The sequence below is a fragment of the Psychromonas sp. Urea-02u-13 genome (assembly GCF_002835995.1).
Taxonomy (GTDB): domain Bacteria; phylum Pseudomonadota; class Gammaproteobacteria; order Enterobacterales; family Psychromonadaceae; genus Psychromonas.
Window position 1 is genome coordinate 15918 of record NZ_PJBZ01000038.1, and the last position, 16057, is coordinate 31974.

Here is a 16057-nt window from a genome sequence, read left to right on the forward strand (position 1 = left end):
AGATAAGCAGATGGCAAAACTACACCACCTCGGTTTTCCGCGTATAGGCAGCAAACGCCAATTAAAATTTGCATTAGAAAAATTTTGGTCAGGTTCACTTTCACAGGCTGAACTTCAACAAACAGCAAGCAAGTTACGTTTAGATAATTGGTCTTCCCAACAAGCATTAGGCTTTGACTTTCATACGGTAGGTGATTTTTCACTCTATGATCAGGTGCTCGACAGCAGCGTATTATTAGGTAATTTACCCAAGCGCGCTTTGCAGAGTGATAATCAGCTAGATAACTACTTTCGTGTTGCTCGTGGGCGTTCACAGAAAAAAAGCTGTTGTGCTAGCGTACATGCCCATAATAATAAAAATGACGGCGAAACGGATGCGGGTGAAATGACAAAATGGTTTAATACAAATTACCATTACATCGTGCCAGAATTTGATCAACAGACGACTTTCAATCTTAATTCAGAAAATCTACTCGCCCAGATTAAAGAGCTTCAGGGTATTAACAACAACGTAAAACCTGTCATTATTGGCCCTGTTACCTACCTGTGGTTAGGCAAAGAAAAAGACCAAAGCAACAAGTTGGCTTTATTACCCGCGCTGTTAGTCACCTATCAGAAGCTACTGCATGAATTACGAGAGAATGGTATTGAATGGGTGCAAATAGATGAGCCCATTTTAACCCTAGAAATAGATAAAAGTTGGCAAGATGCCATTAGCCTCACTTATAAAACACTCGCTCAATTAGACATTAAGCTGCTATTAACCACCTACTTTGGTGAATTAAAAGATAATTTAAACCTCGCTTGTCAGTTACCGGTTGCCGGATTACATATCGATGCGATTAACGCCAAACATGAAGTTGCACAAGTATTAGCCTTATTAGGCGAAGATAAAGTACTCTCCTTAGGTGTTATTAACGGCTGCAATATCTGGAAAACAGATCTTAATGCAAGCTTACGATGGTTAACACCTATCCATGAACAGCTTCAAGATCGCCTTTGGTTAGCGCCAAGTTCATCGCTATTACATGTACCGGTTGATTTAAACAATGAACAAACGCTAGATAGCGAAGTTAAAAATTGGCTCGCATTTGCGATACAAAAATTAGATGAGTTAAGTTTATTAGGTCATGCGCTGAACACTAATATTGAAAGCGTCTTTGAACAATTAACAGAAAACAAATTAGCGATTGAATCACGTAAAAATAGTGCACGTATCCATAACCCCACAGTTAAAAAGGCAGTCGCTAATATCACTCCTCATTTGGGTAAACGACAGCAACACTTTAACCTGCGTAAAACACGACAAAAAACACACTTAAACTTACCTGCTTTCCCAACCACCACCATAGGTTCATTCCCACAAACCAATGAAATTCGTGCCACACGTAAAGCAAAACGCTTAGGCGAAATAAATGCACACCAATATCAACAAGAGATGCAAAAATCGATTAAATACTGCATCGAAGAGCAGCACAATATTGGTTTGGATGTACTTGTTCATGGCGAAGCTGAGCGTAATGATATGGTCGAGTACTTCGGTGAATTGTTAGAGGGTTTTGTTTTTACGCAGTTTGCTTGGGTGCAATCCTATGGCTCACGCTGTGTTAAACCGCCTATTTTGTTTGGTGATGTTTCACGCCCAGATGCGATGACAGTTGCATGGGCTAAATACGCACAGTCATTAACTGATAAAAAAGTAAAAGGCATGTTAACAGGGCCGGTGACCATTCTTAATTGGTCATTTGTACGTGATGATCAACCCTTAAAAACAACCTGCAACCAAATTGCTCTAGCGATCCGTGAAGAAGTATTAGATCTTGAAAAAGCAGGCATTGATATTATTCAAATTGATGAAGCCGCATTACGTGAAAAACTACCTCTACATCGCTCTAAGTGGAATGAATATTTAGCCTGGGCCATTGAAGCATTTCGTATTAGTGCCAACGGCGTTGCTGATAAAACCCAAATTCATACCCATATGTGTTATTCAGAGTTCAACGATATTATCGAAGCTATCGCCTCGATGGACGCCGATGTTATTACCATCGAAACATCACGATCTGATATGCAATTATTAGAAGTATTTGAAGCCTTTAACTACCCAAATGCCATTGGACCCGGCGTATATGACATTCATTCTCCCAATACACCAAATGTACAACAAATGGTTTCTTTAATGCACAAAGCGGCTCAACATATTCCCAGCGAACACCTATGGATTAATCCAGATTGTGGTTTAAAAACAAGGCAATGGCATGAGGTCAAGCCTGCTTTAATTAACATGGTAAAAGCAGCAAAACAATTACGCGCAAGCTAAGCAGTTAATGAATAATCAAGCTTAAGCGATTGTTGATTATTCGTTTCATTGTTAGTTAATACACTATTTTTTACTCGCTGTACTTTTACAGGGTGCTCAGTGGCTTTTATTGTAGCCACTTTGAGCGCCGACTCTTTTACAGCAGGGTTACCGGCAATATACAGAGAATTACCTTTGCACTTTTTAGCCATCGATTTAGCGTGGCTGGCTAACACAGCAACGTCATGATAACTTTTACAAGAAGGTGGCGATAACGCAACACAACCAATTGATAAGCTTAACATTGGATAAAATTGCTTTTGCCCAAATCGATCTGAAGCAGAGATCCCCCCCATCATTTGATCTTCAGGTAAATAACGATGCCTTACCCATTCACTAAACTGCGTTAATATTTCATTACAAAGTATTTCCCAGTCCTGACTCGTGGTAACAACAATAAAGTCATCGCCACCAATATGGCCGATAAAATCCATTTTATCTTCAATAACACTGCGTAAAATATCCGCGAGCCCAGTAATAATTTGGTCGCCTTTTTCATAGCCATAATAATCGTTGTAAGGTTTAAAATTATCGAGGTCTAAATAAGCAATCACAAAGGGAGATTGTGAGCGAATAAACTGGTCTAACTTTTTATTAATAGGGACATTTCCGGGTAGTAACGTCAGAGGATTCGCATGGCGTGCATTGCTGATTTGTAGCTGAGTAATGACCTTTATAAGGTCCATAATTGAACCAACACCCGCGTAATAGCCCTGCTCAGTAATAATAAACTCAAGTGCTTTTTGCGCTTGTGATTGGTTATTAATGGCATGACTTGCTTGCTCTGTCAGCAGACAGCCCTCAATGACTAATACATTCCTATCAACTAATGTACTAATGGTATTTTTACCGGATAGCTCTCGCCCATACTTTGAAAAAAGTAACTGCGTCAAACAATTGCGTCGAATAAGACCCAGCGGTCTTTGCTTCCCAGATGGCGCTAATTCAACAACCGGAATGCTTTCCCAATCAGGGTTCAGCTCAAAGAGTTTGGCGCTATATTCAACGGTTTCTAATTCACTAATCGCCGGTATTTTCTGTAGTAGTTCAGCCACAATGGGCGCTTGGTTATCTGAAAAATGAATGCTTTTTTCAATTTGAGATTGAAATAATTGTTTATCCACTTTTCTTAATGGCAAAGCAGCGGGTTTAGCGATATAAAATCCTTGGCAATATTGCAAACCAATTTTCTCTATAAACTTAAACTCAGCTTCCGTTTCCACCCCTTCTGCAATCACTTTACAGTTGAGTTCCTTAGCAATATTTTTAATCGATAAAACAAACTTTTGCTTAACCTTATCGGCGCCTAGGTTACACATAAAGTGGCGATCTATCTTCACGTAATCAGGACGTAACTCGTACCACATACGCAAGCCTGAATAGCCTGATCCTAAATCGTCCATCGCAATTTCGAAGCCCATTTCTTTATAATGTTTTAGCGCTTCACGCACCACTTGATAATTTTCTAAGGGGCTATGCTCGGTTAACTCAATAACCACTCGGCTTGGTGATAAATTGGCTTTCTTTAACATTTTTAGCGTTTGTCCCGCGCGAAAGTCGGGTTGGAAAAGCGTTTCCGGGCTAGCGTTTAAAAATAGCTTTCCCGCTAACTGTAAGTGTTGGAACTGCTCAATAGATAACTCTCGACACAATAACTCCAACTCCACAAGTCGACCTTGTTTTGTGGCTTCACTAAAGAGTACGACGGGGGAATGTAACGGGGTATTAATAGGGCCACGAATGAGCGCTTCGTAGGCAAAAATATGTGCCTGTTTATTATTAACAATAGGCTGAAAATAAACAGTTAATAGTCGTTCTTTAATAATCGAATCAAGCGAGATAGAAGTCATATCGGACATAGTAGTTTCTTATTATTAATCATTTAAGGCAATAATAAGAAACTTACATGACCGTTTGATGAAGGCAGAAAAATATTAGCCGCGTGACTTACGGATACCCACATGTACCAATAATTTTTGACCAGGCTGAATATACTTTTGTTTTTGCAATTTGTTCCAGCGCACTAAATCAGTGGTTTTAACATTAAACTTCTGTGCTATCCCCCCTAACGAATCACCCGAACGCACTTTGTAAGTTAATCGACGTGTTTTGTTATTCGTTGATTTTGCAGGCTTCCAAATAGTTAGATTTTCACCCAAGCGTAATGTTTTCTTGGTGGTTGTCTTGTTCCATTTTGCAATTTCTTTCGAGGTCACTTTATATAAACGACTGATATCCCAAAGCGTATCTCCTTCAACCACGGTATGGGTTATTTTGCGCTTACCTTTACTATTCTTCGCTTCAAAACGTTCAAAGCGCTGCGCTTGGCTATACAGATAATCTTGCTGAGATTCACTGGCTAGCGGAATTAATAACGGCTGGCCGATTTTAATAAACGAACCACTAATATTATTGTTCTGTTTTAACACGCTGGTTGTGGTGTCATGATTATGAGCAATCACACTTAAACTATCACCCGAACGCACTTTATAACGCGCCCAACGAATACGTTCATTCTTACCCGTTGCATCCAATTTTTCGACAAATTCTTTGGCAACAACCGTAGGAATAAGCAGTTTGTGTGGTCCATCAGGGGAGGTTGCCCAGTGATTAAACGCCGGATTCAACAGCTGAATTTCTGCAACCGTTAACTCAGCTAATTGTGCAGCATAGGCTAAGTCTAACTGCGATCCTGTATCAACATAAGTAAGTACTTGCTCATTCTCTATGAACGGCAATTCAACACCGTACTTCTTATGATTACGTAAAACATCAACAAGCGCTAATAACTTAGGAACGTAGTTTTCAGTTTCAGTCGGCAGTGACAAATTCCAATAATCTACCGGTTTATTTTGTTTTTTATTCTTTTGAACAGCGCGCTTAACACGCCCTTCACCCGAGTTGTAAGCAGCAAAAGCATATAACCAATCATCACCTAAATAATTGTGCAATATTTCCATGTAACGCAGTGCGGCCGTTGTCGAGGCATAAACATCACGGCGACCGTCATACCACCAATCTTGTTGTAAACCGAAACGTTCACCTGTGACTGGCATAAATTGCCATAATCCAGAGGCGCTTGCAGGTGAATAGGCAAAGGGGTCAAAGGTACTTTCAACAACAGGTAATAAAGCCAATTCAAGCGGTAGGCCTTTCGCTTCTATTTGTTCAACAATAAGGTATAAAAAAGGTTCTGCGCGTTTAGAGACTTGTTTTAGATATTTAGGATGACGTAGATAATAGTCACGTTGCTTTGCGACTCGACTATTATCGGGCACTTCAAATTCAAAGCCTTCTGCCAATTTAAGCCAAATGTTTTTATGTTTCAGCTCAGTAACAGCTTCTTCAGGTTGCCCTTCGGTGATTGTTTTATCTTTAACCAGATTAGATAAACCTTCCTCATCGTCTTCTGACAACATTTCAATGGCTTCTTGCTCTGCAACAGATGTTGTTTCTGATTCACTCAGCTCTTCTGTAGGTGTTATCTGACATGCAGAGACTAAAAATAATAATAAAAAAGGAAAAAATAACTTCATAAAAAACACTCTAAAAAAACCGGTCACATATTTTAGCAAAAAGAAGCGAATATTTCCTCTTTAAAAGTTATCTTTGTAGGTTCGTAGCGCACTAAAGGTATCAACACCTGCGTTAAGAGGCATTGCTAATCTATTTTGTAAGTGATCAACTAGCACCGCTTCCTCACAACGTAAAAAAGGATTAATTGTTTTTTCGAGACCAATATTACTCGGAATGGTCGGTAATCCAAGTTGACGTTTCTTAGCAACCTGTTGCATATAAGCTAACAGCGCGCTGTTTTTAGGTTCAAGCGCATAAGCAAACGCTAAATTATTTTCAGTGTACTCATGTGCGCAGTAGACCTTAGTCTCGTCAGGTAAGTTCGCTAGCAGAGAAAGGGCATCAAACATCTGTTGATGAGTACCTTCAAATACACGCCCACATCCACCTGAAAATAATGTATCACCACAGAAAAGCATTTGTTCATTATAATAAACAACATGATCTAGTGTATGCCCTGCTACTTCCATTACTTTTAATGAAAACCTACCTTTAAAAAAATGAAGCGTTTGCCCTTCTAATACTTCGATAGATTGCGGGAAAAGCTTATTTTTACTATAAATTTTAATCTCTTTATTAAGGGCTGATAAAAGAGGCATAACACCATCAATATGATCATAATGCTTATGTGTAATAACAATCGCATCAAGGATTAAATCTTGTGATTCAAGCATTTCAAGCACCGGCGTCGCATCACCGGGATCAACCACAATACAGTGTTGGCTTTGACTATCTTTGATAAGCCAAATATAGTTATCGTTAAATGATGGAATTGTTATTAAATTAACCATGATAATTCTCTAAATAGTGAATAAGTGAATACATATGAAGATAGCTAAAACGTCGCGAATTTTAACGCCCATTGAATCATGGTCGCAACTTCCGCACGGGCAATGTTTGTTAAAACACACCCAACAGCGTATTGATCACACGATCACACGTTGCTTTGGCTATCACTTATTAAAATTAGGCCAGCTTAGCAGCCAATTAAGTACCGCAAAATCACCGATTATTCATCAGATAAACTGCGCAGCGAGCGGTGAAGATATTGGTTTGTTTGCAGACTTGCATCTATTACCCGTGCAAGACTCTTCTATTGATCTTTGTATTTTAGCGCATGAACTCGATTTTTCGAGTGATCCGCACCAACTATTACGTGAATTAGATCGTGTTTTAACACGAGATGGGACGTTAATTATTAGCGGTTACAATCCCATTAGCTTATTTGGTTTACGATCCTTGCTAACCCCTAAAAACCCACACACGGCGCGTTTGTTTTTACCAAATCGAGTGATTGATTGGTTGCACCTGCTGGGATTTGAAGTACAGCAAAAACAACATTTCGATTTTCTCTCTTGCCAATTTAATAGTAAGTTCTCAAATTTTGTTGAAAGCATTGGCCAACGTTATTTGCCTTACCTTTGTAGCACCTATTTTATCGTGGCTAAAAAACAAAGCATTCCGATGACCACCATTAAATCACCTTTTAAATTCAGTAAACCGATGATTAATCGCCAGCCTCTTGCTACCCGCCATCATAGACAATAAATAACAAAATACGATCATAAAACCACTTCGTTATACAGAGAACACGAAAAATACACCGCTAGAATGCAAAACTATCGTTTTTCGTGTTTGATTTTGACTTTACTGAAAGCTGATAGCTAAAAGCAGACAGCTTCTTTTAACCGTCATAACCTGTATCTTCTTGTGTCGGTTTTGCTTCAGCGGCTTCGCGTGCTAAATCATCACAACGTTCATTTTCAGGATGCCCTGAATGTCCTTTTACCCAATGCCATTGCACTGTATGTTTTTCTTGCGCGGCATCTAATGCTTTCCACAGATCCACATTTTTAACTGGTGCTTTAGCCGCTGTTTTCCAACCACGTTTCTTCCAGTTATGTATCCACTGTGTGATACCTTGGCGTACATACTGGCTATCTGTCGTTAAATCAACTTCGCAAGGTTCGGTTAATTGTTCTAACCCTTTAATACAAGCGAGCATTTCCATGCGATTATTAGTGGTACGTTTATATCCTTCAGCCATCTCTTTACGATGTTTATTAAAAATAAGCACCGTACCGTAACCGCCTGGTCCAGGGTTGCCTAAACACGACCCATCCGTATAAATTTCTATTTTTTTCATTGTAGCCTCATAACCTTGCGCACATTTTGTTAGACTTAATTTATTTACAACAACTCAGTATCAATTAAAGTGCCTATTTCGATATAAAAACAGACACTAAATGCTTTATAAAAACAAAAAAAAGCGTAAAGACGATGAACTGAGTGTGACATTTCTGCAAACTATAATTAGAGAACCCTATGAACACAAGCAAAGAGATCAGACAAGTTGTTTTAGATACTGAAACAACGGGTATGAATAAAGATGGCACTATTTATTTAGGCCACCGAATTATCGAAATTGGTTGTGTTGAAGTTATCAATCGTCGCTTAACAGGACGACACTTCCACGTTTACGTTAACCCTGGGCAATATAGTGATCCCGAAGCGATAGCCGTTCATGGTATTACCGATGAGTTTTTGCAAGATAAACCGACTTTTGAACAAATAGCCGATGAGTTTATAGATTTTATTCGTGGTGCTGATCTAGTCATCCATAATGCACCCTTCGATGTCGGGTTTATGGATCAAGAGTTTCGTTTTTTAAATAAAAAGACGCAACCCACTGAAGATATTTCGACAGTGACCGATACCTTAGTACTGGCTAAGAAGATGTTTCCGGGAAAACGAAACAATCTTGATGCGTTATCTGATCGTTTTGGCATCAATACTAAACATCGTGTTTTACATGGCGCACTTCTCGATGCAGAAATTTTAGCAGATGTTTACCTGCTAATGAGTGGCGGGCAAGCTAAGCTAAATCTAACAAGTAACGAATCAGGTACAGAATCAACGGGAAGAATAGCGCGGACAACACTCACGCCCTTTACCGTTATCCGCGCGACCGATGCGGAGGAACTTGCACATACTGAGCGTTTAAAACTAATAAAGGATAATTTGTGGCCATCTTCATAAAAACGTTATTTGCTTCTATTGTAATACTCTTTTCCCTTACTTCTGTGGCGCACACTATTTATGCGCCCAATGATATCCCTCTTTTAGATAATCGTTTTCGCATTGATCCCAAAACAGAACAAGCGACCTTTATCTTTCATCATAAAAAAGGTTATCAACAAGTCGTATTAGTAAAACCCGATGGCAGTAAGCTTTATCAGCAACGTCATCCGGAAAGTGTTGCTTGGGTGAGCAATAAAAAACAAGATATTGTTACCATACAAAACCCAATGGCAGGGCCATGGCAAGCCATTGCTGAGCTTGATGATAACAATCGCATAAAAATTATCAGCGAAGTACAGTTATCCGTTAATCGTTTACCACTCAAGCTTTATGCACAAGAATACATTACCACTCATGCGGCACTCTATTCAGATAAAAAGCTGATGATCAATCCCAACTATATTAAAGGGGCTAAGTTATCCATTTCTTTACTCGGTGGCGCGAGCAATAAAATGGCGCTATATCAAGATGATGGGAAACATTACGATGAGCTCCCCTTTGATGGCAAGTTAACCGCGCGTTTATACGTGGATTTACAGCCAGGCCGTTACTTATTGCATATTCGCACTAAGAACGACATTTTCATTCGTAATGTCAATAAAGATGCGGTGGTTTTTCTTTCTCCCCTAAAATATAAAATAAAAGCGCTCGAGACCGGTAGTGACCAAGCAAACATTACGTTTACGGTTGACGGTAGTGAAATAGACCCTAGCTCAGTCAGCATTAATGGCGTGCTTAAAGATACCAATAATAAAGTTGTGCAACAGGTACTTATGCATAGTCTTGATACTGTTTCAGAGTCAGGGGAGTTTAATGCGCCCTTTAAGCTTGGTTACGATATTTATACTTTTTCAGGAAAAGCCTATGCGACGACTCGCACTGGACGAGAAGTAGAATTGCAACTGCGAGAGAGCGTCTTTGAATTAACACCAAAATTCGAAATGCCAGAACAAACGGCAAGTGAAGCGCTAGCAACACAAACAGAGCAAACATTAATTGAAGAGACAACATTAGAAAGTTTAGATTCACCTTCACTGTTTGATAATTTATGGATCATCATTGCAATTTCGATCTCACTTTTATTATTTATTGCTGGAATTGCGTTTTTTCTTTTCAAAAGAAAGCAAAAACAAATAAATAGTGATGATGGAGACAGTGGAGAGCTTAGTTTAGATGAGTTGCAACCTATGCCGATTGACCTAACGGATAGTAAATAAGCAAGACCTGAACGCAAATTAGACGTTTGCTAAATTAAAGCAATAATAATGCATTTTTTTGCTCTTCAGTGTTGACTCAGCAATGGCAACTACGTATTATCAGCGCCTCAACAGAGACACAGCAAAACGTGTTGTTGATTTAACTGAATATCAGTTACTTTAGACCTAGGTTTAAGATAATTGGAGTGGTAGTTCAGTTGGTTAGAATACCGGCCTGTCACGCCGGGGGTCGCGGGTTCGAGTCCCGTCCACTCCGCCACTATCTTTGATAGTTGTTGAGTAGATTCTGTTAAATCGAATGTTGAATAGTTTATATGTCCAAGCTGGAGTGGTAGTTCAGTTGGTTAGAATACCGGCCTGTCACGCCGGGGGTCGCGGGTTCGAGTCCCGTCCACTCCGCCAACATATATAAACAAAACGGTTTTTCATGCCGACATGTAAAGGTAAAATGAGAGTTCTGAATCAGTACTTCGTTATGGAGTGGTAGTTCAGTTGGTTAGAATACCGGCCTGTCACGCCGGGGGTCGCGGGTTCGAGTCCCGTCCACTCCGCCAACGTACTGTGGATGAAAATGGTTTATCTCCATTAAAAAAGATTAAACTGTTACACACTCTAAGGAGTGGTAGTTCAGTTGGTTAGAATACCGGCCTGTCACGCCGGGGGTCGCGGGTTCGAGTCCCGTCCACTCCGCCAACAGTGTGAAATAGTAAACATGAAAATAACCGCTTAATTGCGGTTTTTCTGTTTTTGTAATTCGACAAATCCTCACCGTAGAAAAACACTTACATACTCAAAGCAGTGTTATACAGTTATACTCGAAATATTCGAGTCCCACGCTAATGTCCACCAACAGTGTGAAAGAGTAAATAAGAAAATAACCACTTAATTGTGGTTTTTCTGTTTTTAGAATTCGATAAATTCCCACCATAGAAAAAATACTTACATACTCAAAGCAGTGTTATACAGTTATACTCGAAATATTCGAGTCCCACGCTAATGTCCGCCAACAGTGTGAAATAGTAAACATGAAAATAACCGCTTAATTGCGGTTTTTCTGTTTTTAGAATTCGATAAATTCTGCATAGAAAGTTATAGCGCTACAAAACCACCTCAGAAAAACATTAATCTCCTATCTATTAACTGCCCTATCTAAACAATAAAATACTTATAAGTAATTCTCAGTCAATTAATTGCACATAAATCATCGACTCTAAAATTTAATTATCCCTTCCAAATTAACAATGCCTTTACCCCCTCTAAAATTAATACTCATATAAATTTCAGACATAAAAAAGACGGTATAAATACCGCCCTACTCATTAATGCTAACCGAATTTATTATAATTTATTAAGAAAAATCTAAATCATCAAAACTCATTTTAGGTTCAAGCGTTAAACCGCCTCCCTCTTTTTTAGCATTTTCTTCCATTTGTTCTGCAACGCCACCTTTATGCAATTTAAACTTAAGTGCAATATTAGTCGGTGAATCCGAGTTTTTTGTCGCTTCCTCTTCACTAATACGCCCTTCAATGGCAAGTTCAAACAATGCTCCATCAAAAGTCTGCATACCTAATGACTTAGATTTCTCCATGACATCTTTTAACAAACCAAAATCACCTTTCTTAATCATGTCGCGCACGGTTAATGTGCCCATCATCACTTCGATAGCGGCACAACGCTTACCATCTAAGGTAGGCACTAAACGCTGAGAAATGAAGGATTTAAGATTATTACCCAGATCGTTTAATAATTGCGGACGACGCTCCTCAGGGAAAAAGTTAATAATACGGTCTAAGGCTTGGTTGGCATTATTGGCATGTAAAGTTGAGATAGCTAAATGCCCTGTTTCTGCAAATGCTAACGCATGATCCATGGTTTCTCGGTCACGTATTTCACCAATCAGAATAACGTCTGGCGCCTGGCGAAGTGTATTTTTTAAAGCAGCGTGAAAACTACGGGTATCAACCCCTACTTCGCGTTGATTAATAATACTTTTTTTATGTTTATGTACAAATTCAACGGGATCTTCAATGGTAATAATATGACCCGATGCATTTTCGTTACGGTAATCAATTAATGCAGCCAATGAGGTTGATTTACCCGAGCCTGTTGCACCAATAAATAAGACTAAACCACGTTTTGTCATGATCACATCTTTTAGAATCTCAGGTAAACGCAAATCAGAAAACTTAGGAATTTCTACTTTAATATTACGTGCAACAATGGAAACTTCATTACGTTGCTTGAATATATTGACACGAAAGCGACCTACGTTCGAGATAGAGATAGCGAGATTCATTTCTAATTCATGCTCAAATGTGGCCTTTTGCTCACTATCCATAATTGAATTAGCGATGATAGCCACCTCACCCGGCTGTAAAACATCATCACTTAAGGTTTTTAAGCTACCTTCAAACTTCGCTGAAGGTGGCGCGCCTGTCGCTAAATAAAGATCAGAACCATCTTTACTCGACAAGATATTCAGCATCTGTTCAAATTCCATCGTTAACTCCCTTAATTCAAATTAAGCTAAAGTATGACATCAACACACTTGCCCAACACAGTGATTTTTATCACTTTAATCATATTTTTAATTACGCTTTAAAGATATTACGGCTGAATAGCGACTTTACGTATTAGCTCATCATAATAAATTTTATCCGCCTGCATTTTAATCTTTGTCGACTCACTCAATAATGGATTATTCAGCTCAACAATAGTTCTATTATGCATATTCAGAAACCGTAATGTTTTCCCAAAATTACTGCTAAACATCGCTTCATATTCGTCATTATTTTGCAAAATAGCGAGCCCTTTACTGATACGCTCAGCAAGTTCAGGTTTATCCTGATTAACAAAATAATAGAGTGGTAACGGATAATAAATAATAAGACTATTTTCTATCACTAAGCCTTTATATCCGTGAGTATAAAACTCTTTCACCACTTCATTGGCACCACGAGAAAAACAATCAAAACGCCCAGCGGCCAGTAAATCGAACAATAAACTGTATTTTTTTGCCTTCCATAATTTCAAGCCATTGGCTTCCATAATCTCAGTATCAGGCCAATTCTGGTGCAGCCCAATTTTTAACTTACTGCTTCTCAAGTCCTCTAAACTATAAATATGGTTAAATTTATCTTGGCTATCGGCCTGAATAAGGCAAATCCGATAACTCAGCAATGACCCGGTGACGGGGATGCGAATTGGAATCGCGAGTTTTTCTCTTTTTTCATTAGGTGCAAAAACGGCAATATCAATCCTTTTTGATTGTAATTGCTTGATGACCCTTCCCTGTTCCATTGCTTCTGAGGGGATAAGTTGGTATTCACCATATTCGTCACTGGTTACCTGCAAAGCCCGCTTTAATAGCTCAGGCACCATCGAATTGGGATGCGTTATAACTGATCCCACACAACAATAGGCTGACTGTTACTCACAGTTGAAAACACAGCTAATAACATGATCAAAGATATTCTAAATAAATTCATTTCCCTCTCCCCTTTATTATCTTAAATATAGTATCTAGCCCTAAATTTATCTGCATAATAAAAATTGTGTCACTTTAAATAGAAAAAACCAAAGCTATCTGCATCACATAAATTAAGCATAGATTAATATTTACGACTTCTATCACAAATAAACATCATGAAAACATGATCAAACCCTCGCTAAATGGCTAACAATTAAACGGATTTAACATAGTATTAACAGCGTCTTTTCAGATATGGACAAAATATTGATGTGAAGTGATACATAACTGATTAAAAGGGAAATAAAATGAGTTTTGAAAGTAAAGATACAGCTAAAAAATATTGGGACGAGAATATAAAACTCGTTATATCCCTATTAAGTATTTGGGCGGTCGTTTCATTTGGATGTGGCATCTTATTCGTTGATTATTTAAACGAAATACAGTTTATGGGTTTTAAACTAGGATTCTGGTTTGCTCAGCAAGGCGCGATATACGTGTTTTTAGTGCTGATTGCTGTGTACGTACACAAAGCAAATAAACTTGATGAAAAATATGGCGTTGACGAATAATAGGAAGTAATAAAAATGGATGTTCAAACATTAACTTATCTGGTTATTGGTATTACCTTTGCGGTATATATCGGTATCGCAATCAAAACACGTGCAGGCTCAACAAAAGAATTTTACGTAGCTGGCGGTGGTGTTCCACCAATTTTAAACGGTATGGCAACAGCGGCTGACTGGATGTCTGCGGCTTCATTTATATCACTGGCTGGGATCGTTTCCTTTGTTGGTTATGACGGTAGTGTTTACCTGATGGGCTGGACAGGTGGTTACGTACTACTTGCTCTGTTGATGGTGCCTTACCTACGTAAGTTTGGTAAATTTACAGTGCCAGATTTCATTGGTGATCGCTATTACTCGCAAACTGCGCGTACTGTGGCCGTCATTTGTGCCATCTTTATCAGCTTTACTTATATTGCTGGTCAGATGCGTGGAGTAGGTGTTGTATTCTCTCGTTTCCTTGAAGTAGAAGTAGATACGGGCGTTTATATCGGTATGTGTGTGGTATTTTTCTACGCTGTTTTAGGTGGCATGAAAGGTATTACTTATACACAAGTAGCGCAATACGTCGTGATGATTTTTGCTTTCATGGTACCGGCTATCTTCCTTTCTGTGATGATGACTGGTCATGTGTTCCCGCAACTTGGGTTTGGTGCTGAAGTATTAGATGCAACGGGTAATAGCTCCGGTGTTTATCTACTTGATAAGCTAGATGGACTTTCTACAGAACTCGGTTTTGCGCAATATACTGAAGGTGCTAAGAGCATGATTGATGTGTTCTTTATCTGTGGTGCGTTGATGTTTGGTACTGCCGGTTTACCCCACGTAATTGTTCGTTTCTTCACTGTGCCAAGTGTGAAAGCGTCACGTAGTTCTGCTGGTTGGACATTACTGTTTATCGCAATTATGTACACAACTATTCCAGCACTTGCTGCTTTCTCTCGTGTGAATATGATTGAATCTATCAATGGTGCAGATGGTAAAGGCATTCCACATGAGCAAGCACCTAACTGGGTTAATAGCTGGGAAAAAACAGGCTTGATTCAATGGGAAGATAAAAATAGCGATGGCAAAATGCAGTACACTAAAGGTGCTGAAAATGAGATGAAAATCGACCGAGATATCATCGTATTAGCAACACCAGAGATGGCTAATTTACCAGCATGGGTTATTGCGTTAATGGCAGCCGGTGGTTTAGCTGCAGCGTTATCTACTTCCGCAGGTTTATTGTTAGTTATTTCAACATCCGTTTCACATGATTTACTGAAAAAGAACCTTATGCCAAATATCTCCGATAAAAAGGAGTTAATGTATGCACGTATCGCATCAGGCGCAGGTGTTGTCATGGCCGGTTACTTTGGTATTAATCCACCGGGTTTTGTGGCAGCCGTGGTCGCAATAGCCTTTGGTTTAGCAGCTTCTTCATTATTCCCTGCAATTACGATGGGTATTTTCTCTAAGAAAATGAATAAAGAAGGCGCAATCGCAGGTATGCTTGCTGGTCTATTATTTACCACTGTTTATATTGCTTACTTCAAGTTTATAAACCCAAGCGCTAATAACGCTGACAACTGGTTATTCGGTATTTCGCCTGAAGGTATCGGTATGCTAGGTATGTGTATTAACTTTGCCGTAGCAGCCGCTGTGTGTAAAGTTACCGCAGCAACACCTCAATCGGTTGTTGATATGGTCGAGTCTATCCGTTTCCCTAAAGGAGCGGGTGAAGCACAAGATCATTAATCGCTAACTGTTATAGCGAACAACTACTCTCAAAGTAGTTGTTCGC

General features: G+C 39.1%; 12 protein-coding genes and 4 tRNA genes. 10 read left to right on the forward strand and 6 right to left on the reverse strand.

Features of this window, described 5'->3' with window-relative positions; all coding sequences use genetic code 11:
* The first annotated feature begins 10 nt into the window (after window positions 1–10).
* Complete coding sequence (gene metE, locus CXF74_RS01970; RefSeq protein ID WP_101080722.1) at window positions 11–2320, forward strand: 5-methyltetrahydropteroyltriglutamate--homocysteine S-methyltransferase; 2310 nt, start codon at window positions 11–13, stop codon at window positions 2318–2320.
* Here metE and CXF74_RS01975 read toward each other — a convergent pair.
* The 3 genes from CXF74_RS01975 to gloB form a co-directional block, all read right to left on the reverse strand.
* The gene (locus CXF74_RS01975; protein WP_101080723.1) at window positions 2317–4218 is read right to left on the reverse strand and encodes a GGDEF domain-containing protein; all 1902 of its coding nucleotides are present in this window, start codon (window positions 4216–4218) and stop codon (window positions 2317–2319) included. The two genes, metE and CXF74_RS01975, sit on opposite strands and share 4 nt — an antisense overlap.
* Window positions 4219–4293: 75 nt before the next feature.
* Complete coding sequence (locus CXF74_RS01980; RefSeq protein ID WP_101080724.1) at window positions 4294–5895, reverse strand: lytic transglycosylase; 1602 nt, start codon at window positions 5893–5895, stop codon at window positions 4294–4296.
* 60 nt (window positions 5896–5955) lie between these two features.
* A complete protein-coding gene (gene gloB, locus CXF74_RS01985) occupies window positions 5956–6726 on the reverse strand; it encodes a hydroxyacylglutathione hydrolase (protein WP_101080725.1) in 771 nt (256 codons plus the stop codon).
* A 34-nt stretch (window positions 6727–6760) separates the two neighbouring features.
* Between gloB and CXF74_RS01990 the strand changes: the two genes are divergently transcribed.
* Window positions 6761–7483 (forward strand): class I SAM-dependent methyltransferase, encoded by a 723-nt coding sequence (locus CXF74_RS01990; RefSeq protein WP_101080726.1) that lies wholly within the window; start codon window positions 6761–6763, stop codon window positions 7481–7483.
* A gap of 136 nt (window positions 7484–7619) precedes the next feature.
* Here CXF74_RS01990 and rnhA read toward each other — a convergent pair whose 3' ends face one another.
* Entirely contained in the window at window positions 7620–8081 is a 462-nt protein-coding gene (gene rnhA / locus CXF74_RS01995) for a ribonuclease HI (RefSeq protein WP_101080727.1), read from the reverse strand.
* Window positions 8082–8260: 179 nt separating this feature from the next.
* On the opposite strand from rnhA, the gene dnaQ reads away from it, so the two are divergent.
* The 6 genes from dnaQ to CXF74_RS02025 all read left to right on the forward strand — a co-directional run bounded on the left by dnaQ (window position 8261) and on the right by CXF74_RS02025 (window position 10926).
* Window positions 8261–8974, forward strand: a complete 714-nt coding sequence (gene dnaQ, locus CXF74_RS02000) for a DNA polymerase III subunit epsilon (protein WP_101080728.1) — start codon at window positions 8261–8263, stop codon at window positions 8972–8974.
* On the forward strand, window positions 8959–10233 hold the full coding sequence (locus CXF74_RS02005) for a hypothetical protein (protein ID WP_101080729.1): 1275 nt from the start codon (window positions 8959–8961) through the stop codon (window positions 10231–10233). Before dnaQ ends, CXF74_RS02005 begins: the two co-directional genes overlap by 16 nt.
* Before the next feature lie 182 nt (window positions 10234–10415).
* A tRNA-Asp gene (locus tag CXF74_RS02010) sits at window positions 10416–10492 on the forward strand.
* A gap of 66 nt (window positions 10493–10558) precedes the next feature.
* Window positions 10559–10635, forward strand: a tRNA-Asp gene (locus tag CXF74_RS02015).
* Window positions 10636–10710: 75 nt separating this feature from the next.
* Window positions 10711–10787 (forward strand) — tRNA-Asp (locus CXF74_RS02020).
* 62 nt (window positions 10788–10849) lie between these two features.
* Window positions 10850–10926: transfer RNA gene (locus CXF74_RS02025), tRNA-Asp, on the forward strand.
* 655 nt (window positions 10927–11581) lie between these two features.
* Here CXF74_RS02025 and CXF74_RS02030 read toward each other — a convergent pair.
* Both CXF74_RS02030 and CXF74_RS02035 read right to left on the reverse strand, forming a co-directional pair.
* On the reverse strand, window positions 11582–12736 hold the full coding sequence (locus CXF74_RS02030) for a PilT/PilU family type 4a pilus ATPase (RefSeq protein ID WP_101080730.1): 1155 nt from the start codon (window positions 12734–12736) through the stop codon (window positions 11582–11584).
* Window positions 12737–12843: 107 nt separating this feature from the next.
* Complete coding sequence (locus CXF74_RS02035) at window positions 12844–13647, reverse strand: substrate-binding periplasmic protein (protein WP_157822311.1); 804 nt, start codon at window positions 13645–13647, stop codon at window positions 12844–12846.
* A 366-nt stretch (window positions 13648–14013) separates the two neighbouring features.
* On the opposite strand from CXF74_RS02035, the gene CXF74_RS02040 reads away from it, so the two are divergent.
* Window positions 14014–14277: a DUF4212 domain-containing protein gene (locus CXF74_RS02040; RefSeq protein ID WP_101080732.1), complete on the forward strand. Its 264-nt coding sequence runs from the start codon at window positions 14014–14016 to the stop codon at window positions 14275–14277.
* Between the two features lie 15 nt (window positions 14278–14292).
* Window positions 14293–16011, forward strand: coding sequence for a sodium:solute symporter family protein (locus CXF74_RS02045; RefSeq protein WP_101080733.1), 1719 nt, complete (start codon window positions 14293–14295; stop codon window positions 16009–16011).
* Window positions 16012–16057: the final 46 nt, after the last annotated feature.